Source organism: Mediterraneibacter sp. 210702-DFI.5.30 (assembly GCF_020560115.1).
Taxonomy (GTDB): domain Bacteria; phylum Bacillota; class Clostridia; order Lachnospirales; family Lachnospiraceae; genus Mediterraneibacter; species Mediterraneibacter faecis.
Map to the genome: position 1 here is coordinate 83,947 of NZ_JAJCME010000006.1, position 23,153 is coordinate 107,099.

Genomic DNA, 23,153 nt, shown 5'->3' on the forward strand with positions numbered 1-23,153 from the left:
ATGGATTTACAAAATATACAAGAGCAACTTAATACTGAATTTTCAAAAAGGAATACACGCATTATATTCTGGTTTGATGATAAAGGAGAATATGAAGACGAAGTATCTGAGTTACAGTTGGATAATGCAAAATTACATATTCTGGATGGAACAAACTGGTTTTATTCCAAATGGTTATTAAATGAATCAGATACAGAGAGCAAGTATCTTGTATATGCACCATTCCCGAAACCAAGTGATGCAGAGAATCCATTAGCAGATATGTATTATTACTCGGTTCCGTACTACACGGACCGGGTATCCCAGATGTCACAGGAGATTGGAATTGATAACCGATTTAAAGAACATCTGGCACAGTACAGTAATTTCTGGAAAAACAAGAATCGTATTGAGAAGTTTAAAGAACTCGGCATAGACCATTTCAATGTGGAAACCATTGATATTGGTCTTATTGCCGTGCTTACAGATGTAAAGACTCCGAATTTTGAAGAGATTACAAGAAAGTTATTATTAAATGATAACGAAGCATACATGAAAGCCTTGGAGGATAATGGACTTTTAAATAAGTTTTGGGAGTTATGTGAGAAGTATTTTGGGTATCAGGCTGAGAATCCGAACATGGATGACCTGGCTGCATGTATGCTGTTGACGTATGCTTCGGTAGCATTGAAAGATACATTGCCAGCTGTTTTGCGATCTTATGTATTAAAAAAGAAGAATGATGTGGTCGTATTTGTCCGTAATCTGATGGACAATGTACTTTATCAGGATGCTTATGATGCATTGTCAGAAAAAGTGGACAAGACGTTACGCGTAGTGAGCAGAATCAGAGACGAATTGAAAAAGGATGCGAACAAATCAAAAGATCAGTCTGCACAACTTTGGGATATTGCAAATTGCGATGCTTTCCGGGAACTGGATAATATCTTAATTGACTGGGCACTGGATCAGCTAAATGATGAGATTCTGGATGCTCAGATTGATGGCATGAACCTTGCTCAGATTGCAGAGCAGCGAACGGCAAAGTCATGTCATTTTGGAAATGTATATAAAAATGAATATCAGGCAATCAAATATGCTTATCAGATGATGAAAGCGGTATCTGTTCTGGAAGTGACCAGTGATATCAGGAAAATGGTAGCTGATTATCAGAAACAGACGTATTTGATTGATTCTTATTATAGATGGTTTTACAGTGCCTATGACTGTATGGAAGATACGGAGCGTTTTGCACTGGTGAGAGAGCACATTGAGAACATGTACTCATTCACTTATTTGCAGAAAGTAACTCCGAAGTGGAATCAGGAGCTGACAGATAATCTGATGGCAGATACTGGATTAAAACGTCAGGAAGATTTTTATCGCAATTACCTGAAGGCTTATGAAGGAAAGAATCGTGTCATCGTGATTATTTCAGATGCTTTCCGGTATGAATGTGCCAAAGAGCTGATGGAACGATTGGAACTGGATGAGAAGTGTACACCGAAGCTGGAGTGCATGATAAGTAGCCTTCCTTCTGTAACATCAGTGGGAATGGCAAGCCTTTTACCACACAAGGAATTGCAGGTGGATGAAAAGCTGAATGTAACGGTAGATGGACAGCGCTGCGGTGATCTGGCTTCCAGAGATAAGATATTAAAAGCTCAGAATGAAAATAATGTGGCATTATCCTTTGATGAAGTGGCAAGTGCCAATAAAGAGAAAATCCGTGAGTTATTACAGAAGAAAAATATCGTGTACATTTATCACAACCAGGTCGATGCCCGTGGAGATAAATCAGCCAGCGAGAATGAAGTATTTACAGCCTGCCGAGAGGCAATCGAGGAAATCCATAAATTGATTAAGAAGCTGACCGGTTATATATCGGCAGCAAAGTTCTTTGTTACTGCAGATCATGGATTCTTATATAAGCGAGATAAGCTGCATGAATTTGATAAAGTATCTTATGATCGGGAAATCTGTACATACTCCAATAAACGATTCCTGCTGACTACACAGGAAGTAAATAAGCCGGGAATGAAGTCAAGAATGATGGCATACATGAATCACTTATATGTGACCACGCCGATTGGAGCAGATATTTTCAAAGTCGCTGGCGGTGGACAGAATTATGTGCATGGTGGTTCTTCACTCCAGGAGATGCTGATTCCGGTAATTGAGCTGACAACGAATACTAGAGCAGTTGCATATGATTATGTGGATGTGATCTTAACTTCTGTCAATCGAAAGGTCACAAACCTGATTACCTACTTTGATTTCATTCAGACAGAGAAAGTAACAGATACCATGAAAGCAAGAAGCCTGGTGGCATACTTTACAACGGAAGATGGAGAGAAGATATCTTTTGATGTACCGATTGTGGCAAACAGCAGAGAAGATGCACCGGAGAAAAGAACATTCCATGAGAAATTTACATTGAAGTCCAGAGAATATAAGTATGGAGACAAGTATTATCTGGTGCTGGCAGATGCAAATGATGAGAAGAACATACTGCAGCAGTATGAATTTATGATTGATATTGCGTTCGTGGATGATTTTGGATTTTGAGGTGATAACAAATGATTAAATCATTAAAAATAAAAAATTTTAAGAGTATTTATAATATTACTGTCAAATTTAACCCCAATTTTAATGTGATTATCGGGGAAAATAATATAGGAAAAACGACACTGTTTGAAGCTATTTTGTTGTGGAAAATGTGCTATGATGACACAATTAAAAAGAGCAAAAAGGGATTTTATGCACAAGCACATAATCTCTTATTCCGAGATATGGAACATATTAGAGTATATCAGGACATGGATTTATTTCCACACAATTATTCAAAAAAGGATGCGGAAGCGGAGATTACATTGGAAATTGAATATAATGGGATATCTTATAGATTAGGATTTAGACTTGAAAAAGTTGATTCTATGGATGACGCATATTATCAAACAAAATATATTGATTACTCTGAATTTGAAAAATTTGCTGAAATGGTTAATTCGATTCCCGGCAAAAATTTATCAAATTTTATTATGATTAGTGAAACAAGGCCGATTGCTAATATTATAGCAAAAGAACCATATATGTATAAAGCTCAGGTAATGGATAAAATTGCAAAAGGAAAAGGATATGAGGTCTTACGTAATAAAATTAAAGATAATATTTTGAATGTGCAGGAACATATCAATAATGTAATGGGAAAAGACTATCAAATCGTTGAAAAGCAAAAAGATGATAAAACTTATATTTCCATAAAAGTGGATGGTAAAAATATATTTTCATATGGTAGTGGGTTTTTACAACTTGCAGAAATATTTTCTTCATTAGAATATGTGGAACCAGAAATATATTTACTTTTAATTGACGAACCAGATTCACATCTTCATGCTAAATTACAAAGAAGATTGATAAATGAATTGAGAACATTAACGAATAGTCAGTTACTGATTATATCTCATAACGATCGTTTTTTGAAAGAAGTGGATGAAGAAGAAATTTTGTTCATGACAGAAAGTGCTAAAGAGAATGGTATAGTAGATCATCTTCCAGCAGGATATAAAGGGATTGTTCTCGAAAATTTAGTTGGAGATCTTGAAGATGTTGAAAAGTTACGAAATGCTAGAAAACTGATTTTAGTAGAAGGAGTGGGAGATATTGACTTTCTTGATACGATGTGTCCTAAATATGAAGAGTATGCAAATGTGTCTTTTCCGATGAAAATAGTTGTAAAAATGGATGGAATAGATACTTTAAACGCTAAGTTAATTACATATTCACGTGCATTAAAAGGTATAATTCCTACAAACTGCAAATGGCTTTTAATTAGAGATACTGACTGTGTTCCATGTAATAAAAAAGAATCTGCTGGAAATGTAGATAAAAAAAATGTTGATACCAGTGGTGCGGAATTTAAAGTGTTTTTTCAGAACGGTTATGGCATAGAGTCAACATTTGCAGCTGAGCCTGATAAATTGGCAAAATTATTATGCTCATATTATAGTTTAGAAAACTCAGAAGACGTGGTTGAAAATATTATAATGGAAACAAACGCTGAGTATTTTAATAAGGTCAAGGATGTTTTAAATGTTGAAGTACATCAGGAACTAGAAAAACATTATAAACGCCAAAAAGAGGCACGTTCTGGAAAAATCTATGACAACCTGCAATTTACGGATATGCTTAAAGAAATATCAGCTACAAATATTCAGTATATTATGACAAAGCCTATTATGGATCGTTATCTTGAATCATTACATGCAGGTATTGTAAATAACTTTTCGAATATCTCTGCAGTTAAATTGGATCACAGGACGATTTTTACATATTATTATCAACAAATCAGTTGTTTAGATGATATGTTTGAGTCGCATAAGGCTCTTTTGCAAGAAATATATAGAGATTGATGGGAGAAAAAATGGACGAATATAGAGAAAATACAACTGAAGACAAAAGAGAAGAAATAAAACGAAAGCTCCGACAATACTATGATGGGCGCATTGTCCGAAAGGATTTAACTAAATCTATTCGTGAGGGAGCCAATGTTCCGGTCTATGTACTGGAATATCTCCTTGGACAGTACTGTAATTCTGATGATGACGAGATCATTGAAGAGGGAGTAGAGAACGTAAAGCGTATTTTAAGAGATAACTATGTGCGTCCGGATGAGGCACAGAAGATTCTCTCTCTTTTGCGTGAAAGAGGTAGCTATACAGTAATTGACCGTATCACGGTTGTATTGAATACAAAGGAAGATCGCTACGAAGCTACATTCTCCAATCTGGGTGTGAAAGGGATTCCAATTCACCCGGATTATGTGAAAGACTATGATCGTCTGCTCTGTGGTGGTATCTGGTGTATCCTGCAGATGGAGTATGAATTTATTGAGGAAGATAAGAAAAATACGCAGCCAATCCGTATCCGTAAGCTGACACCGATCCAGATGCCACATGTAGATATGGATGAAGTAAGAAATGGAAGAAAAGCATTTACAAAAGAGGAATGGATGGATATCCTGCTTCGTTCTACGGGATTGGAGCCTGAAAGCTTTAGTGAAAGAGCAAAATGGTTGTTGATTGCACGTATGATCCCACTTGTAGAGAATAATTTCAATCTTTGTGAATTGGGACCACGTTCTACTGGTAAATCTTACATATATGAGCAGATTTCTCCAAACAGTATTCTGGTTGCAGGAGGACAGACAACGGTTGCGAACCTCTTTTATAATATGTCTAATCATACCGTAGGTCTTGTAGGTATGTGGGATTGTGTGGCTTTTGATGAGGTCGCTGGTATTAAGTTCAAGGATAAAGATGGCATCCAGATTATGAAAGGATACATGGCATCCGGAGCATTTTCACGAGGAAAAGCCGAGATTCAGGCAAAGGCTTCTATGGTATTCGTAGGAAACATCAACCAGAGCGTAGATACTCTTTTGAAGACTTCCAGTTTATTTGATCCATTCCCACCGGAAATGGGTACTGACACAGCATTTTTGGATCGTATGCATTGTTATATTCCTGGTTGGGAGATTCCGAAATACAGACCGGATTCCTTTACCAACGATTATGGATTTATCACAGATTATCTGTCTGAATTTATGCGTGAACTTCGTAAGGACAGCTACAGTGACCTGATGGACAAGTATTTCCGCCTTGGAAACAACCTGAACCAGCGTGATACCATTGCAGTCCGCAAGATGATTTCCGGATTTACGAAGTTATTATATCCAGATGGAGAAGTAACAAAAGAAGAATTACGTGAAATTGTAGAGATTTCACTGGAACTTCGTCGCAGAGTAAAAGAACAGTTGAAGAAGATTGGTGGCATGGAGTTCTATGATGTGAATTTCTCTTATACAGACAATGATAGTTTTGAAGAGCATTACGTTTCCGTTCCTGAGCAGGGTGGCGGCAAGCTGATTCCAGAGGGAATGGGAAAACCAGGATCTGTCTATACCGTTTCCAAATCAAAGACAGGTATGATTGGCTGTTATATGCTGGAAACACAGATGATGCCTGGTAATGGAAAACTGACCTGTACCGGTATTGGATCAGGAAAAGAACCGAAAGAAGCAACCAATACAGCATTTAATTATCTGAAAGCCAATGGAAACCGTATTTCTGGTCAGATTAGTACCACAACAAAGGACTATATTATCAACTATCAGGATATGCAGGGAATTGGAATGACAGGAAACCTAGCATTGCCGACGCTGATTGCAATCTGTTCCGCAGCACTTGGCAAGACACCACTGAACAGCCTTGCAATTCTTGGTGAGATCAGTATCGGAGGTACTCTGATCAAGGTAGATGAGCTGGCAAGTACTCTGCAGGTATGTCTGGACAGTGGAGCGAAGAAAGTCTTACTGCCAATTACTTCCGCAGGAGATTTGGGAACCGTACCATCAGATTTGGTTGGCGCATTTAGCCTGATTTTCTATTCTTCCGCAGAAGAAGCAGTATTTAAAGCACTTGGTGTGGAATAAGACTCGAATACAGTACAATAGCAGATAAGAAGGTGATGAGTTATTTTTGAACAGGATTTTGAAGAGATGCTGCGGCAACACCAGGCATCTCTAGATGATAGAAAGAAATTTACTGCATTGGTAAAAGACTTATTTCCAGATCAGGCGAAGAATGTTAATCTACTATTGATGGCATATAACATGGGAATTGCACAGGATATCCAAAGTGCATCCCATATCAATAATACCTTTGCTTTCCGATATGTGAAGCAGCTTATGGACGATTTTGGCATGAGTCGTGTCAATGCAGACTGGATTGTATCGGTATGGTGTTCCTGCTATGGAGGAAAAGTTCTTGGAAAAGCCTGTGACATTTCTATTCAGAAGCAAAGAAGCGGACCGGCGATTCAGGGAGAACAGTCGTCTTCTGGCAGATCTTATGGGGATCTTTTTGCATATGAAAAAAGCCGCAAGGGAAAAGGTCTTGCCGTGACTGGATTTCGTGGTGATAAGAACAAAACGATTATTTTTCAGAACAGATCTGGGAATATACCGGTAGTGGAGATTGCAGATGACAGCTTTAGTAATTCTCCGACAGAGGAAGCCATTCTGACAGAAGGAATAGCGTATATTGGACGAAATGCTTTCTCAGGATGTAACAAATTGCATCAGGTGGTGTTGCCGATCAGCATCGAAGAGATTGAAGATTCAGCCTTTGAGAATTGTAGCAGTCTTAAATCAATATCATTGCCGATGGCATTGAAGACAATCGGAGATGGTGCATTGAAAGGAACTGGCTTACGGACCATCGCGATCCCAAGGAGTGTGTTCTGCTTAGGTGATGGACTGGTGGCAGATTGTCAGTCAATGGAGCATGTGACGATTCCGGAGAATATAGGAGGAATCCCGGATCGTATGTTTGAAGGTTGTATGAATCTGAAAAAAGTGGAATTACATGAAAAACTGGGAGCCATCGGTGAACGTGCATTTTTCGGCTGCAGTTCTTTGGATTTTATTGTGATTCCGGACAGCGTAAAGCAGATTGGGCAGGATGCCTTTACTAATACTGATAAGCAGTTTATTATTCAATGTTCTTTTGGCTCTTATGCAGAAGAGTATGCCAGAAAGAACAAATTCAAATATCAGCTGGTATAGCATGAGTTTCAGATTGTCGCCTGCTATGCGACAACGAAAGAGAAGATTTACGGTATATTGACTGAGTAAAGAGGTGAGAGGATGGGACTTTTTGATGCACTATTTGGAAATCGGAACCAGATTCCTACGGTGACAACGATTTTGCCGGATGCAGCGAGACAGGAGATTATTGCAGGCAGACTTCCAATTTTAAACACAGACAAACTGTTTCTGAAACGTGGAGAAAAGATTCACTTTATTGATAAAGCAATCAATCTGGAGCAGAAAACAGTGAAAGAGTTCCGTCATGTGGGAGGAAGTGCCCCAGGATTATTTGAGGGAACCAGATGGAGTTCCGGAAGAGGAAGAACGGTCGAGCATACAGAACTTGTGCAGCACCGAGGAATTCTATACATAACGAATCAGAGGATTGTGTTTCAGGCAACGGAATGGGGATTTGACAAGACTTATCGTTATCTGACCGCAATTACTCCATACAGCAATGCCTGCGAGATGCAGTTTGGAAATAAATCCTATTGCATGATCGTGGCGGATGGAAGTGTAGTAAATCAGGTATTGCAGTTGATCAAACAAAGGAGGCAGATACCATAATGGAAGGACAATTAAAAAATGGAACACTTCTCACTTCAGAGAGTGGAAACAAATATGAGGTAGTCAGTCTCCTGGGAGCCGGTGGGCAGGGAGAAGTCTATGATGTGAAATGTGGTGGTAACCATTATGCACTGAAATGGTATTTTAAGGGCAGTGCTACTGAGCGCCAGAAAAAGATTCTGGAAACAATCATTGCCAAAGGTTCACCAGATGAAAGTTTTCTCTGGCCTATGGAATTGATTGTGCCGGCGAAAAGTGATCTGTATGGTTATATCATGCCTCTTCGACCGAAAAATTATAAAAGTATCGTGGATTTGATGAAGAAACGTGTGAATCCATCTTTTTATACGTTGTGCAGAACTGCTTTTAATCTGACCAGAGGCTATCAGAAACTACACGCTATGGGAGCAAAGTATCAGGATATTTCTTTCGGAAACTTATTCTTTAATCCGGATAATGGAGATGTACTGATTTGTGATAATGACAATGTATCCTTTGATAACAGTAAGCCAGGTGGAGTCCTTGGTACACCGGGGTTTATGGCACCAGAGATTGTAAGAGGAGAAAAACGACCATCCAAAGATACAGACCGATATTCACTTTCCGTACTACTGTTCTATCTTTTTATGGTAAATCATCCACTGGAAGGAAAGCTGGAAGCAAGTATCCGCTGTATGGATATGGCAGCCAGAGTGAAGCTGTATGGCACAGATCCGGTATTTATCTTTGATCCGAATAATAAGACGAACAGACCGGTGAAAGGAATCCATGATAATGCAACGATTTACTGGCCACTGTATCCGGAGAAATTGCGTCAGATGTTTACCAGAGCATTTACAGTCGGACTGAATGAGCCGAGCAAACGTATTACGGAACCGGAATGGATGACGTTATTCTCTAACATGATGAGCGGAATGTTACAGTGTTCCTGTGGTGCTCAGCTTTTCTATGATGAGAATCTGGAAGCAAAGGGTGTGGCACATACTTGTTGGAACTGCGGAAAGACAGTACAAGTACCAAATAAGATTATCATTGGAAAGAACCGAGTGCTGTTAAATCAGAATACAAAGCTGTTACATCATCATGTTTACGATGATTTTGATATGGATACCGTAGTAGGATCAGTGGTTCAGAATCCAAAGAACCCAACACTCTGGGGAATCCGTAATGAGGACAAGGTGAACTGGACGTATCAGAAAGCAGATGGCACACAGATACCAGTTGCTCCGGGAAAGACAGCTGGAATTGCAAAAGGTGTAAAAATTTTATTCCCTGAATCAACAGGGGAGTTCAAATAAGGATTGAGAAGATAATAAAAGCACATGTGGGAGGGATTTACCATGGAAGTATTACAAAGACCAGGTGGAGAGTTAGCAACAAGACCGATTCATTTCTTTTGGGTAGTAGATTGTTCCGGATCTATGTATGGAGAGAAGATTGGAATCGTAAATAACACGATTCAGGAGTGCATACCGGAAATGCGCTCTGCAGCGGATAATAATCCAAATGCACAGCTACTGATCCGTGCATTACAGTTCTCATTAGGAGCAAGCTGGATTACATCCAGTCCAGTGCCAGTAGAGGATTATGGATGGGAAGATATGGATGCCAATGGACTGACAGAACTTGGAAAAGCATTTGATCTTTTGGCAGCACAGTTAAGTATTCCGCCAATGCCGGAGCGAGCATTACCGCCAGTGATTGTACTTCTTTCAGATGGACAGCCGACAGATGATTATAAAAAGAGTATGGAGAAGCTGAAAAAGCTTCCTTGGTTTAGAAAAGCAGTGAAGATTGCCATTTCTATCGGACAGGATGCAGACGATGAGGTTCTGATTGAATTTACTGGAAATAAAGAGCTTGTTCTGCAGGCGAATAATGCAACAGCACTTGCAAAGATGATTAAATGGGCATCTACCACAGCTTCTATGGTATCCGCACCATCAAGCAAGCCAATGAATTCGGTTGCAGCATCTACACCTGCAGCATCCGTATCCACGCCTGCAGATGCATCAGGAGCTTCCGTAGCATCTGCACCGGCAGATGATCCGTTTGCACCGGCAAACAATGGGGCACCGCTGGTACTTGATATGAGTAATATTCCAAATCCGGATGATTTCGATGAAGGAGCTGTCTGGTAAGAAGAGGAGGAGTCGGATGAAACGCTATATATGTGACGGAATCGTCAAGGGTGCGACTCACGTAAGAAACCAAATGCCTTGCCAGGATAATAAACGAATCGTAGAAATTTCAGACAAAATTGCGATCGTTGCAGTTGCAGACGGTCATGGAAGCTCCAAATGTCCCAGAAGTGACAGAGGTTCCATGATTGCTGTTAATTCTTTCTATGAAGTCATGAAGAACTATCTGAAAGTCTATGGAGAAGACGAAATAGGACTTTCTAATCTGATCACGTTTCTTAACCGGGAAGGTGATATGCGTTTTGCCCAGGATGTATGTGAAGAGTGGCAGGCAAGGGTGAAACAGTCTTTTTATAAAAATAAAGTAGATGAAATGACCGATGAAGATGGAAATATTAAGTGGCCATCCGTATTTTCTCTGTACGGAACAACGCTGCTTGGAATGCTAGTGACAGACAGCTTTGTATTTTCCTTCCAGATTGGAGATGGTGATATCAGTGTTGTGACAAAAGATGAAGTGGAACCGCTGGTGGAACCAGAGAAATTCCTTGGAACAGAAACACATTCCCTTTCAAAACCAGATGCATGGAGAAAAGCCGTGGCATCGGTGCGGAGACGGGACATGGAAAGTGAAGAGCCATATATGTATATCCTTTCCACAGATGGATTTGCAAATAGTTATACTTCTGATGAAGAGTATCAGAAGACATGTAAGGATTATCTGCAGATGATTCAAGAGCATGGAGCTGAGACAGTACAGGCAAATCTGAAGAACTGGCTGACAGAGACCAGTGAACTTGGGTGTGGAGATGATATCACGGTTGTAATGGTGTGCTTTTTAAAATCGGACAATAATGGAGGTGGGTATGAAAGTTGATTTAATAGAAGTAATGAAGTGTGTAAATGAAGAATCAGCCAATAGATCAAAATTAAGAGCGGTTATGCTTGATTTGTATCCAACAGAATTGAAAGATATTAATATTCTTTTAGCTGTTTATGAAGCAGGTATTCCATATAAGTTAAAACATGAAAAGAAAATTGATGAAGAACGGTATATTAGATATTTAAAAAAAGTTGTTGATGAATATGGAATGCAGGAGAAAGAAGTAATAAAAGCACTTGATATGTGGATAGAATTATATCTTGAAGAAGCTGTAAGTAATGATTTTTCTAAAAAAATATTATTAAAAGAACCATCAGATGAAATGGAATTATCAAAAAACCATTCAGAAAAAAGAGTGACAAATAAAAATACTATTATCAATGAAAAAGATTTTTATGTAGAATATCGAGGAATATGGAAACATTCGGATGAAAGTTATGTTGTAAATCTTTATGTAGAAAATAATTCGGATGATAAAATATGTGTAACCATTTCTAATTTCTTAGTTAATAAGTATAATTTATCCCTAGCAAATAATTGGTCAACAATTGTATCAAACAGTAGATATCTAGCGTCAGCTAATTATAACTTTGTTTTAGACGTTGAGAATTTAGAACAGTATCAGATAGATGAGATAGATGAATTAGATATCTGTGTTTCAATATATACAGAGTTTCTAGTGGGTGATCTTATTACAAAAAAGACGCGTCATATCATCTTAGATGAGCCTTTTGTGGTTAAATAAAAGTGGGAATGCATGATAAAAAATAATAGCATTTATTAAAGAAACAAAACATTAAAAAGAGGTTATAGAATTATGCTTATAGATCGTTATTATTATCATCAACTGAATAAACAAGAGCAGGCGATCTATAAAGCATTTTATAAAGGTGCAATGTCACATCAAAAGATTATTCCAATCCCTGTACGCGGAGAATTTAGTAGAGACAGTTTTGAACGTATCTTTATGGCAATGACAAGAGATAATCCGCTTATTTATTTTTTGAATCAAACAACCTGCAGTACAGCGAAGGACTGCTTTGGAAATAATGCTATTTGTCCGCAATATTTCTTTTCAAAAGAAAAAGTAAAAGAGTATAATCGGAAAATTGAAAAAGTGGTAAATGAGATTGTTGGATATTTAAAACTGTTAGAATGTAGTGATTACGAAAAAGAACTTCGAATCCATGACTGGATTTGTCAGCACATTGAATATGATGATGAAGGTGCCAATAAAGATAAAATATCCAGAGTGATTGCTTCACACAATATTCTCGGTGTCTTTGCTTTTCATAAGGCACAGTGTGAAGGTATTGCAAAAGCAATGAAAGTCCTTTTAAATGCGGTTGATGTGAAATGTATTGTCGTAACCGGTGATTCAATAAAAAGCGGACAATGCGTGCCACATGCATGGAATATTGTGGATATTGATGGAGAGCCGTATCAGTTAGATGTCACTTGGGATATAGGAACAGTCAAAGCGAGAAAGATTATTTATGATTATTTTAATCTTACGGATAGTTTGATGAACTTGGAGCACAGATCGGAGAATATTCTTCCAAAATGTAATAAAAGTAGTGCGAATTATTTTGTTAAAGTTAAGTGTGATTTTCATACTCGTTATGGATTATCAAGACATATACAGAATCAGATTGAACAAGGGAAAAAAGAAATTTTCTTTCGAATAAATGGGATGTTAAAGAAAGAGAATATTATTGATATGGTAGGTGCAATTTTACATCAAAATTATCAGAGTACCGAAACAACAAGAGTTGGTTTTTCATATAATTCAAATGAAAAAATTGGTGTTTATTATATAAGAATTAATTAGAAACAAGTGAGGGAAAAGAGTATGTGGCATACCACAGAGATCGCTGATATAATGGCGAAAATAACAAATGACTATGGGTATAGTGTATTCAAAAACAGAAAACTGTGTGTTGCTCTTTGTGGTGATTTGTTTGTGAAATATGAAAGAGAAAAACAGATATTTCAAATGTTATTTCAAGCAGGACTTGGTGAAGTAATAAATGACACACCTTTTAAAACAGAACAGGAATTAAAAATCGGGCTTGCACGTGTGAATAGTTTTTTACAAAAACAGGCAATTGAACAGGAGGCTAGAATACATGTAATAGAAATAATGCAAAAATCATTTGCAAAAGGTAATAGTTTATCTGGAATTAATATGTTTCAGCCGCAAGTTACAAGATCCTATAATGAATTGCATTTTCGATTGCTAATTCCAGAAGTTCAAGAATATGCGGATCGTATTGAACTTTCTACGAAGTTTATGTATAAAGAAACGGGAACGGATGTTGATACTGTATTTGAAAAAGCAGTATATACAGATCGTGTAAATGATGCATATGAATCTCAAATGGATTATTGCTTGTTGCCACGTAAAAAGACAAGAAACTTTAGAACTACAATTTCAAATGAAGGTAATAAGATCTTCTTGACGGATGCTGTGGTTGAATTTACTTTTCTTTGCAGTAATTACAAGAAAGTGATAATTTCTTATCAAATAGACAAAGAAAGAAAGCTGAAGTTAACAAAAATCTCCATATACAAAATGACAGTTGATGAATATGAGAAGACATGTGGGATAATTAATATGCTTCTAAAAGCAGATGCTGCTTCAAAAGAAGAAGGTAAAACAGAAGTAAATTTAACACAGTTATCAGAAGAAGAACCAACGTATTTAAGTGCAAGTATACAAGAATATTCAGATGCTCTGCGTCGTGAGATTCACTTCCTAAAGATGGGACGTGGAAAAAAATATAAAATTGTAAATGGTGCAAAAATCAATAAAGATGACAAAGGAATTTATACATATTCTTTTGAATTGGAAACAGAATTGCATCTACCAGATGATGCCCCAGTTGTGATAGATACGAATAGTGGTTTTCATGCAGTTGGTACTGTTTTAGTCTGTGAGGACTTCCAGATTTTGCTCTTGTTGGATCATGATGTAGGAGAAAAGGTACTGGCTGCGTATTTGATGGTGGAACCTTGGAAATTATTGGAAGCATTGAATAAGAGAATAACTACTCTAAATCCATCTATACATAAAATTGCTATTGCTCTTTTGGAACAGGGTCCAAAGCTATCAACAACTGAAGATATTTCCACAGTAGCAAAAGGGCAACCAGAAGTTTTACGTAAACTGGAGCAAGATAATATTGTGGCAGTATGGGGACCGCCGGGTACCGGAAAAACATATACCATGTCACAGATAGCCAAAACTTATGTAAAACAAGGAAAAACAGTTTTAATCGTTTCACATAGTAATGTTTCAGTAGATGGAGTTGTAAAAAAGATTGTTGAGTTACTTGATGTAGATATGGAGCCGGATTTAAAAGCTGGAAAAATTCTTCGTTATGGATATGTGCGTGACGAAGAACTTTCAAAACATCCATATGCTACTTCTTTTAATTTTGCATTGAGCAAGTGCAAAAGCCTTGCTGCTGACTTAGACGAACTTACTTTAAAAAGAGACGAATTAAAGGCTAAGAAAAAAGAAAAAACAGAAGAGTATGATGGAATAGAAAAAAAGATTAAGCGTATAAGGAATGAAATACGAAAAGAAGAAAAAAGATATGTGGAACGAGCACAGCTAATAGGAACTACAATCTCACGTGCGACTATTGACCCTATATTTGAGATGCGACAATTCGATTTAGTAATGTTTGATGAGGTTTCAATGGCTTATGTACCGCAAGTGATTGCTGCGGCAACATTGTCAAAAGAAAAATTTATATGCGTTGGTGATTTTAGACAGTTGGCACCAATCTCGCAGTGTCCAGATGCAAAGCTGTTAAAGACAGATATCTTCTCATATTTAAAAATTATAGATAGTGTAGGTCACATGTATTGGCATCCATGGCTTGTTATGTTGAATGAGCAAAGACGTATGCATCCGGATATCGCTGGCTTTCCTAATAAATACATTTATAAAAGATTATTACAGAATCATCCAACTGTAATGAATGCAAGAACTTCTATTGTAAAAGCAGAACCATTGTCAGGAGATGCGGTTAATTTAATTGATCTTGCAGGTTCTTATTGTGTAGCGGATAAAAATACTGATGGATCAAGATTCAACATACTTAGTGCTATTATTTCATTTTCTACAGCAATAGCTGCTGAGCAGAAAAGCATTGAAAGCATAGGAATAATAACTCCATATGCTGCACAGGCTCGGTTAATTCGTGCAATGTTGAAAGATTATTATAAACAAAATGATTCTCATATAAGTTGTGCAACTGTGCATCAGTTTCAAGGATCAGAATCAGATTTGATTGTGTTCGATGCAGTAGAAAGTTATCCAAAAGCTGCTGTCGGATATTTGATGGGAAAAGAGCCGGATAGTATCATAAGGCTGATTAATGTAGCAATTACCCGTGCAAAAGGGAAATTGATTACAGTCGCAAATGACAAATTTTGGAGTAATCTTTATAAAGGTACAAATCATGTGTTTTATAAATTGTTAAGCTATATCAAAGAAGGGCATAAAGTAGTATCGAACAGTGAAAAAACATTACTGCCTTATATTGAAAAAGTAAATCCAGGTAGCATGATGCAAATATATACAAACGAAGATGCTGCTATTTTTATGTTAGAAAATGACTTTGAAAAATCTAAAGGAAGAGTTATAGTATCATTACCAAGTAGTAATTTAAGGGAAACACAAGGTCGAATTATTCAAGCTCTTGATGATGCACACAATCGAGGAATCGATATTTGGATGAAGTCAAATGAATATAGTGGGCTTTCGGATGCATGGAAACGATATTGTGTGGGAACTGAAAACGCCACATTTCCATTGATAGTGATTGATGATGAAATAGCATGGTATGGGTTGCCAACGGCCACTTGGAGCTTTAAAGTAGATAAGTCTTCTTCTTTAAAGACAGTTTTACATGTTATAGTCAGAATCAAAGGAAAAAATACAATTGAAATGATTAAGGCATTAACAGAACTGGAAGTTATTCAGGTTGGCGTTAATAAAAGACCGTTGTCAAATAAAGAAAATAGCTTGAAAAGTAATATTACTGAGGGGCAGTCAATTAAATCTATAGGGTTAGCTGCATTTATAGAAGAAAAAGAATTTTGCCTAGATTGTAAAAGTCATATGATTCTTGCAAAGAACCAAAGGGGAACTGCATATTTAAGATGTTCTAACAAAAACTGCAAAAAAATGAAATACTTGACGGCTGATTTGATGAATTGGTATATATCAAACCATAATGTGGCGTGTCCGAAAAACGATGGTGGTGAATTGACAGGAATATTGGGAAAGTATGGACCATGTGTAAAGTGCAGTAGAGGCCATTTTTTAAAACCAGAAGAAATATAGGTATAGATGGATACAGCAGTGAAATTATTAACACTTTGGTAGAAGATGAATATAAAACCTGGGAACCATATGAAGAAGAGATTAATGGAAAAATAATTCAGGTGGACGTTGCGGGTGAATATTCTTCAAATGATGTCATGTTGAAAAAAGCAGATGGTCAGCAGTATTTCATTGCACAGAATGAACATGGTTGTTGGATTTATGTTAATGATGAATTGATGCACGAAGAAAGAAATTTTGTTCCAGATAAAACTCCGAAGAAACCTTCTAGTGGAAGTACATCATCACATTATTCTTCTGATCCATATGATGTAGAGGATTATAATGATCCGGATGATTTCGCAGAAGAGTGGGCAGAGGAATTCGGTGATGGCAATTACGATGACGGTTATGATGACGCGTATGATTATTGGGAAAGTGAACGGGATTAATACAAAAGAACAAATAATCTATTCTCTGTTTTATATAATGTCTACTTTAATTCTACCCTTGAAAATTGAAATACAAGTGATCTGATTGTAGAATAAGGATAGCAAGTGACGGAGGATAAGTTATGAGAGACTATAGTTTTGGAAATTTTATCAGTGCATTAAGAGTAAGACGTGGCCTGTCTCAATATCAGTTGGGTGCACTCGTAGGTGTTTCAGATAAAGCAGTATCGAAGTGGGAAAATGGAGTTTCAAAACCACGGATGAATACAATTGTGAAATTAGCAGAAGTGCTGGATATCGGAACAGACGAACTGTTAGCTTGCAAATACGATACTTTCAATCATAAGAGGAAGGATTTATTTGCGATGGATGAAAAGATTATTAGTAAAGCAGAATTAAAAATGAAAGAACTGTATGGTGAACAGCTGCCAATAAGCATCAGTAACAGATTTAAAACAGAGGAACTTATGTTAAAAAATCAAATGATGCTCCGTTGGATGGGATTTCTAGGAGACTTGCACGATAGATTTTATGAAGAAGATGATTTCTTCTTGGTCAGAGGTGCACAGATGGGATCATCTTTTATAGCATGGCTACTTGGAGCAACCAATGTCAATCCGCTATCGGCGCATTATTACTGTCCAAAGTGCAAGAAAATCGAATTTGTTTCAAATGTGAAATGTGGATTTGATGCACCAGATAAAAAGTGTTCATGTGGGACAGTGTATGAAAAAGATGGTTTTGGAATAGATGCAATTCATATGTATCCGCTATTTGGAGGCTGTGATATTAATATTTCCGATGGAGCTATGGAATTTGCAAAAGAATGTTTTAAAGACTATTTTCGTGAGTATAGTGAGATACGAGAAATAAAGATACAGAAAAGTGAAGCGGAAGAGGAAAATATAAATAAGAGTCAGCTTACAAATGTAGTTCGTTACATGTTAGTTCCAAGAGAAGTAGCAGTACAGTATCCAGGAGAAATTCTTACATTATCTCCGGAGGAGTATTTCCAGAAATTCAGTAAATTTGAACGGCTGATGATTCTTGAAGATCCACAGGAGCATAGTAGCTTTAAAGATATTGAAAATATAAAATTGTCTGTCGTTGATATTCAGGATTATCTGAAGTATGCAGTTGAAAAGAAGAAGTTTAAGATTGATTATTTGGAAAAAGATCTTAATGAATTCGCATCAAAACTTTCAAGTGCTAATTTTACAGAGCTTCTTGCAATAGAAGGATGTTTACATGGGACAGGTGTTTGGGAAGAGAATGGAGAAAAGTTGTATATAGAAGGAATTCCGCTGAGTGAACTCATCACAAACAGAGAAGATGCGTACACATATCTGTATAGCAAACTGAATGGAAAATGCTGTGACAATCCTTCAGGACAAGTATATGAAATTGTGAAGAACCTTCAAAAAGGAATCTATGCAGGTAAAGGAATACCGGCTGATCTCGAGCAACTTTTATTAGAAAACGAAGTGCCAGAGTGGTATATCGATAGTATGAAGAAAATACATTACATATTCCCCAAGGCACATTTGATTACATATTTGAAGCGGGATATCAGTAATTATATCAGCACAAAAAGAAATGGAGAAGCACTAGTGCAGAAGTAGATTATGACCTGATTGATGGAGCAGACAATTCTATCAGTCGATATTGGAATTTGCAGAGAAGAATTTACCGGACGATAAAAAGGTATTTCTGATCTGTACTTATGGTGGAAGTGCGAATTACAAATCCATAGAGCAGATTTTGGACAAGAAGCGTTCTAAAGTGATAGGAAAATATTATTAAAGTTGCGTATGGTCTGCCAGACTGCAGTTTTGCGTTAATTGAAATGTTTACAGCATGGCATGAGATACACCATTTGATATTTGATAAAGTATCGTTTGATTATTTTATTGAAACCGACAACACACTGGAAGAGAGAAAATCTATGGTATTGCGTTTGTTGAAAAGGGGGAAATAGTGGTATAATTCTATTATTGATAGATTTTAACATAATATAGCAAGAATTCTCCCTCCTCTGTAGGTGGGAAATGAATTGCACAAAAAAGAACACTTGTTCGATAACACATTCTATGATATAATAGAATCAGTCGAAAAGGTTAATTATTAGAGAGAGGACTGATTTGCATGGAAAAAATAGATTATAATGCGCATTCAGTATATCTGATGTATTATCATCTGATCATGGTAGTGAAATATCGAAGAAAAGTGATTGATAATCCAATTTCAGAAAGAGCAAAAGAGATATGGGAACATATTGCTCCGCGGTATGGGATAGTTCTGGAAGAATGGAATCATGACATTAATCATGTGCATGTAATGTTCCGTGCGCAGCCGAGAACAGAACTCAGTAAATTTATCAATGCTTATAAAAGTGCCAGGAAACCCAGGGAGAGAAAAAGTATTGAACATAGCATATCGTTTCCGGATTTATCCGACAGAAGAACAGAAGATACTTCTTGGCAAAACATTTGGCTGTTGCCGTTTTTTGTATAATCAGATGCTTAATGATAAGATCCAAGAGTATGAAAAGACGAAGAAAATGTTAAGAAACACACCAGCCATGTATAAAAAGGAATATCCATTTTTGGAAGAAGTAGATTCGCTGGCGTTGGCAAATGTCCAGCTTCATCTGGAAAAGGCATATAAGAATTTTTTTCGGGATCCCAAGGTTGGATTTCCGAAGTTCAAGTCAAAACATCATTCCAGAAACAGCTATACAACGAATGTGGTCAATGGAAATATCCAGGTGGAAAGTAAGCGGATCCGACTTCCGAAATTAAAATGGATCGCCATGAAAAAACACAGGGAGCCAACAGAAGGCCTTTGCCTGAAATCAGTGACAGTCAGTATGGAACCATCTGGAAAATACTTTGCAAGTCTGCTGTATGAAGGATACAGCTGTGAAAACCAAGCAACTGAACCAGATTACAGTACTGCAAAGATACTTGGAATTGATTACGCAATGCAGGGGATGGCAGTGTTTTCAGACGAGGTTGAGACGGAAGAAGCAGGATTTTTCAGAAAAAACGAAAAAAGACTGGTGAGGGAGCAACGAAAGTTGTCAAGATGCATACGAGGAAGTCATAATTATGAACTGCAGAAAAAGAAAGTTGCCAGATGTCATGAAAAGATACGAAATCAGAGAAGAGATTATCTGCACAAACTTAGTCGAAAGATTGCAGATGGTTATGATGCAGTTGCAGTGGAAGATATCGATATGAAAGCAATGGGTCAGTGTCTGCATTTCGGAAAAAGCGTACAGGATAATGGATATGGAATGTTCAGGGAAATGTTAGACTATAAACTGGCATGGCAAGGAAAGAAAATGGTAAAGGTAGATCGTTTTTATCCTTCTAGTAAAAAATGCTGTAAATGTGGAAGGATAAAGAAAGAACTGAAATTATCCGAAAGAGTCTATCGCTGTGCGTGTGGAAATGAGATGGACAGAGATCGTAATGCAGCAATTAACATTCGTGAAGAGGCAAGAAGGATGTTGACAGCATAATGTCCGTATCCGGACAAGTTGATAATAAGAAAATATGCCCGTGTTCGGGCAAAAGAATCGCGGGGCACGCGAGGATAGCTTGTAGATACTTGGCTCAGTAGAGTCATTGAGCAAGAAGTTCCCACTTCAAAATCAGTGATTTAAGTGATGGGAGCATGTCACAAGAAGCAGAGACGTATTATTTGGCAACAGTGGAAGGAGACCAGCCAAGAGTTAGACCTTTTGGAACAGCGCATGTTTTTGAAGGAAAACTGTATATTCAGACCGGAAAGGTGAAGGATATTTCAAAACAGATTCACGCAAACCCAAAGGTGGAAATCTGTGCATTTAAAAATGGCGAGTGGCTTCGTGTAGCCGGAGAACTTGTAGAAGATGACAGAAGAGAAGCAAGACAGTCCATGCTTGATGCTTATCCATCTTTACAGAATATGTATGCGGCAGATGATGGAAATACAGAGGTATCCTATTTTAAGAATGCGACAGCTACATTTTCATTATTTACACATAAACCGGAAGTAGTGAAGTTTTAGGGACAACATAAAATGGAGAAAAGTAAGAAGAAAAAAATATATAAAAAGATAGATGTGGTCAGCTTTTATAAGAGTATTGTTGATCAGGACAGGGCATCCGTTGTTATATGCAATCTTAAACATGAGATTATTTACATGAATCCGGCAGCAGTTATCAGCTATGCGAAGCGAGGCGGTGATAAACTTATTGGAAGAAGTCTGTTAGATTGTCATAATCCGGAATCAAAAGATAAAATACAGCAGGTAGTGGACTGGTTTGCAGTAGATGAAAGCCATAATATCGTTTATACTTTTCACAATGAGAAACAGAATAAGGATGTTTATATGGTGGCACTCAGAGATGAGGGAAAGTTGATAGGATATTATGAGAAACATGAATATCGAAATGCAGAGACTATGAAACAATACGATTTGTGGTGATGGAGCAGGCAGAAAGGAAAATAAATGAGAAAAGCAATCGTATATGCATCTGTACATCATGGAAATACAGAAAAATTAGTAAAAAAGATAGCAGAAGAGTGCCAAGTTGATTTGATTGATGCTGTAAAACAGCCAGATGCAGATCTGAGTAGTTATGATATAATTGGGTTTGCATCAGGAATCTATTTTTCAAAATTTCATCAGTCGATATTGGAATTTGCAGAGAAGAATCTACCGGACGATAAAAATGTATTTCTGATCTGTACTTATGGTGGAAGTGCGAATTACAAATCCATAGAGCAGATTTTGGACAAGAAGCGTTCTAAAGTGATAGGAAAATTCGGATGCAAGGGCTATGACACATTTGGTCCATTTAAACTGGTGGGTGGTATTGCCAAAGGGCATCCAGATGAAGAAGATATAAAAAACGCAGTGGAGTTTGTAAAAGTATTATGAAGATGCGTATTATTGGGAGAGCCTTATGTTCATCAGATAAGGGGAGCAGATAATCTTATCGGTCCGCCATTTGAGATTCTTTCAGACAAAGCAGTTAAGTATTATGAAAAACTGAAGGATAAGGGCGAGAATGTGTATATAGATTCTCTTACCTATGAGCAGTTTATGGTGCTTGGTGATGCGGAATTAAGCAGAAGATTCTCCATGCAGGATGAAGCAGAGCAGAAAGCAAGGATAGACAGGGAGCAGGCAAATGAGCTTGAGTATGTTGATGAATCACAGAAGTCAGATGCTGCAGAAAGTGCTAACGCTTCTAGTGAGGATGAGTTCATATCGGAAGAAGCATTAAATGATATAGCATAGGCATAGGAAATGTGGTATACTGTGCCTATGTAAAAAAGAATGTGTTTTACAAATCGGAAGTTGGAGGATACACGCATGAAAATTGTAATCATTAATGGAAGTGCCAGAAAAGGAAACACGCTGACAGCAATCAATGCATTTATAAAAGGAGCATCAGAAAAGAATGAAATTGAAATCATTGAACCTGACAAACTCAACATTGCACCATGCAAGGGATGTGGTGTCTGTCAATGCTCTAAGGGATGCGTCGATAAGGATGATACAAATCCTACAATTGATAAAATTGCTGCCGCAGATATGATTCTTTTTGCTACACCAGTTTATTGGTGGGGAATGTCAGCACAATTGAAACTTATCATTGATAAGTGCTACTGCCGTGGATTGCAGTTAAAAAATAAAAAAGTTGGCACGATTGTTGTAGGCGGTTCTCCCGTAGACAGTATCCAGTATGAGTTGATTGATAAGCAGTTTGACTGTATGGCAAAATATCTTTCATGGGATATGCTTTTTAAAAAATCATATTACGCAACAGCCAGAGATGAACTTGAAAAAAACAAGGATTCCATGAACGAACTTGAGGGGATCGGAAAAAATTTATAAAGCACGTTCCAAATTCAAGTTTGTCTGACTCACAACAATTTAATAGCAAACAAATACAAGCACTTTAGCCAATAAGGTTAAGGTGCTTTTTTGCGCCTTGGAAGGAGGTGGTTGAAGCACACCACATCGGGGAAAGCCCGATTTAATCATTACAACAGGCATTGCCTGATCATAATATAGATCAATCGTAACTATTCAGTACAGAAATATGCGGTACCGCATATTTCGTAAGAAAACATATATT

At 37.3% G+C, this 23,153-nt stretch carries 18 protein-coding genes and 2 pseudogenes; all 20 read left to right on the forward strand.

Annotated elements, in window-relative coordinates:
- The 20 genes and pseudogenes from pglZ to LI126_RS08210 all read left to right on the forward strand — a co-directional run bounded on the left by pglZ (window position 1) and on the right by LI126_RS08210 (window position 22,909).
- Entirely contained in the window at window positions 1-2,547 is a 2,547-nt protein-coding gene (gene pglZ / locus LI126_RS08115) for a BREX-1 system phosphatase PglZ type A (protein ID WP_227165165.1), read from the forward strand.
- Between the two features lie 11 nt (window positions 2,548-2,558).
- On the forward strand, window positions 2,559-4,391 hold the full coding sequence (locus LI126_RS08120; RefSeq protein ID WP_227165166.1) for an ATP-dependent nuclease: 1,833 nt from the start codon (window positions 2,559-2,561) through the stop codon (window positions 4,389-4,391).
- An 11-nt stretch (window positions 4,392-4,402) separates the two neighbouring features.
- The gene (brxL, locus tag LI126_RS08125) at window positions 4,403-6,472 is read left to right on the forward strand and encodes a protease Lon-related BREX system protein BrxL (RefSeq protein WP_227165167.1); all 2,070 of its coding nucleotides are present in this window, start codon (window positions 4,403-4,405) and stop codon (window positions 6,470-6,472) included.
- Window positions 6,473-6,538: 66 nt separating this feature from the next.
- Window positions 6,539-7,606 carry a leucine-rich repeat domain-containing protein gene (locus LI126_RS08130; protein ID WP_227165168.1) on the forward strand — a complete coding sequence of 356 codons (1,068 nt, stop codon included), beginning with the start codon at window positions 6,539-6,541 and terminating at the stop codon, window positions 7,604-7,606.
- An 81-nt stretch (window positions 7,607-7,687) separates the two neighbouring features.
- A complete protein-coding gene (locus LI126_RS08135) occupies window positions 7,688-8,197 on the forward strand; it encodes a hypothetical protein (RefSeq protein ID WP_227165169.1) in 510 nt (169 codons plus the stop codon).
- Window positions 8,197-9,495 (forward strand): serine/threonine-protein kinase, encoded by a 1,299-nt coding sequence (locus LI126_RS08140; protein WP_227165170.1) that lies wholly within the window; start codon window positions 8,197-8,199, stop codon window positions 9,493-9,495. Before LI126_RS08135 ends, LI126_RS08140 begins: the two co-directional genes overlap by 1 nt.
- Before the next feature lie 42 nt (window positions 9,496-9,537).
- Window positions 9,538-10,338 carry a vWA domain-containing protein gene (locus LI126_RS08145; protein WP_227165171.1) on the forward strand — a complete coding sequence of 267 codons (801 nt, stop codon included), beginning with the start codon at window positions 9,538-9,540 and terminating at the stop codon, window positions 10,336-10,338.
- A 16-nt stretch (window positions 10,339-10,354) separates the two neighbouring features.
- On the forward strand, window positions 10,355-11,215 hold the full coding sequence (locus LI126_RS08150) for a PP2C family serine/threonine-protein phosphatase (RefSeq protein ID WP_227165172.1): 861 nt from the start codon (window positions 10,355-10,357) through the stop codon (window positions 11,213-11,215).
- Complete coding sequence (locus LI126_RS08155; RefSeq protein WP_227165173.1) at window positions 11,205-11,966, forward strand: hypothetical protein; 762 nt, start codon at window positions 11,205-11,207, stop codon at window positions 11,964-11,966. The genes LI126_RS08150 and LI126_RS08155 overlap by 11 nt, the downstream gene beginning before the upstream one ends.
- 72 nt (window positions 11,967-12,038) lie before the next feature.
- Complete coding sequence (locus LI126_RS08160; RefSeq protein WP_227165174.1) at window positions 12,039-13,052, forward strand: transglutaminase domain-containing protein; 1,014 nt, start codon at window positions 12,039-12,041, stop codon at window positions 13,050-13,052.
- Window positions 13,053-13,103: 51 nt separating this feature from the next.
- Complete coding sequence (locus LI126_RS08165; RefSeq protein ID WP_227165175.1) at window positions 13,104-16,583, forward strand: AAA domain-containing protein; 3,480 nt, start codon at window positions 13,104-13,106, stop codon at window positions 16,581-16,583.
- Between the two features lie 35 nt (window positions 16,584-16,618).
- Window positions 16,619-17,014 carry a hypothetical protein gene (locus tag LI126_RS08170; RefSeq protein ID WP_227165176.1) on the forward strand — a complete coding sequence of 132 codons (396 nt, stop codon included), beginning with the start codon at window positions 16,619-16,621 and terminating at the stop codon, window positions 17,012-17,014.
- 122 nt (window positions 17,015-17,136) lie between these two features.
- Window positions 17,137-18,636 (forward strand): helix-turn-helix domain-containing protein, encoded by a 1,500-nt coding sequence (locus LI126_RS08175; RefSeq protein WP_227165177.1) that lies wholly within the window; start codon window positions 17,137-17,139, stop codon window positions 18,634-18,636.
- A gap of 523 nt (window positions 18,637-19,159) precedes the next feature.
- Window positions 19,160-19,411: pseudogene (gene tnpA, locus LI126_RS16305) on the forward strand (IS200/IS605 family transposase); the annotation flags it as partial.
- A 25-nt stretch (window positions 19,412-19,436) separates the two neighbouring features.
- Window positions 19,437-20,540 carry a transposase gene (locus LI126_RS08185; protein ID WP_227165178.1) on the forward strand — a complete coding sequence of 368 codons (1,104 nt, stop codon included), beginning with the start codon at window positions 19,437-19,439 and terminating at the stop codon, window positions 20,538-20,540.
- Window positions 20,541-20,695: 155 nt separating this feature from the next.
- Window positions 20,696-21,070, forward strand: coding sequence for a pyridoxamine 5'-phosphate oxidase family protein (locus tag LI126_RS08190; protein ID WP_227165179.1), 375 nt, complete (start codon window positions 20,696-20,698; stop codon window positions 21,068-21,070).
- Window positions 21,071-21,082: 12 nt separating this feature from the next.
- The gene (locus tag LI126_RS08195) at window positions 21,083-21,490 is read left to right on the forward strand and encodes a PAS domain-containing protein (RefSeq protein ID WP_117539886.1); all 408 of its coding nucleotides are present in this window, start codon (window positions 21,083-21,085) and stop codon (window positions 21,488-21,490) included.
- Window positions 21,491-21,514: 24 nt separating this feature from the next.
- A complete protein-coding gene (locus LI126_RS08200; protein WP_227165180.1) occupies window positions 21,515-21,946 on the forward strand; it encodes a flavodoxin family protein in 432 nt (143 codons plus the stop codon).
- 15 nt (window positions 21,947-21,961) lie between these two features.
- Window positions 21,962-22,264, forward strand: a pseudogene (locus LI126_RS08205) (VirD4-like conjugal transfer protein, CD1115 family); the annotation flags it as partial.
- A gap of 120 nt (window positions 22,265-22,384) precedes the next feature.
- Window positions 22,385-22,909 (forward strand): flavodoxin family protein, encoded by a 525-nt coding sequence (locus LI126_RS08210; RefSeq protein ID WP_008119059.1) that lies wholly within the window; start codon window positions 22,385-22,387, stop codon window positions 22,907-22,909.
- Window positions 22,910-23,153 lie beyond the last annotated feature (244 nt).

Excerpts from the sequence above, each read along its gene's own strand:
- pglZ (WP_227165165.1), top strand. The coding sequence starts at position 1 with ATGGATTTACAAAATATACAAGAGCAACTTAATACTGAATTTTCAAAA.
- LI126_RS08120 (WP_227165166.1), top strand. The coding sequence starts at position 2,559 with ATGATTAAATCATTAAAAATAAAAAATTTTAAGAGTATTTATAATATT.
- brxL (WP_227165167.1), top strand. The coding sequence starts at position 4,403 with ATGGACGAATATAGAGAAAATACAACTGAAGACAAAAGAGAAGAAATA.
- LI126_RS08130 (WP_227165168.1), top strand. The coding sequence starts at position 6,539 with ATGCTGCGGCAACACCAGGCATCTCTAGATGATAGAAAGAAATTTACT.
- LI126_RS08135 (WP_227165169.1), top strand. The coding sequence starts at position 7,688 with ATGGGACTTTTTGATGCACTATTTGGAAATCGGAACCAGATTCCTACG.
- LI126_RS08140 (WP_227165170.1), top strand. The coding sequence starts at position 8,197 with ATGGAAGGACAATTAAAAAATGGAACACTTCTCACTTCAGAGAGTGGA.
- LI126_RS08145 (WP_227165171.1), top strand. The coding sequence starts at position 9,538 with ATGGAAGTATTACAAAGACCAGGTGGAGAGTTAGCAACAAGACCGATT.
- LI126_RS08150 (WP_227165172.1), top strand. The coding sequence starts at position 10,355 with ATGAAACGCTATATATGTGACGGAATCGTCAAGGGTGCGACTCACGTA.
- LI126_RS08155 (WP_227165173.1), top strand. The coding sequence starts at position 11,205 with ATGAAAGTTGATTTAATAGAAGTAATGAAGTGTGTAAATGAAGAATCA.
- LI126_RS08160 (WP_227165174.1), top strand. The coding sequence starts at position 12,039 with ATGCTTATAGATCGTTATTATTATCATCAACTGAATAAACAAGAGCAG.
- LI126_RS08165 (WP_227165175.1), top strand. The coding sequence starts at position 13,104 with ATGGCGAAAATAACAAATGACTATGGGTATAGTGTATTCAAAAACAGA.
- LI126_RS08175 (WP_227165177.1), top strand. The coding sequence starts at position 17,137 with ATGAGAGACTATAGTTTTGGAAATTTTATCAGTGCATTAAGAGTAAGA.
- LI126_RS08190 (WP_227165179.1), top strand. The coding sequence starts at position 20,696 with ATGTCACAAGAAGCAGAGACGTATTATTTGGCAACAGTGGAAGGAGAC.
- LI126_RS08195 (WP_117539886.1), top strand. The coding sequence starts at position 21,083 with ATGGAGAAAAGTAAGAAGAAAAAAATATATAAAAAGATAGATGTGGTC.
- LI126_RS08200 (WP_227165180.1), top strand. The coding sequence starts at position 21,515 with ATGAGAAAAGCAATCGTATATGCATCTGTACATCATGGAAATACAGAA.
- LI126_RS08210 (WP_008119059.1), top strand. The coding sequence starts at position 22,385 with ATGAAAATTGTAATCATTAATGGAAGTGCCAGAAAAGGAAACACGCTG.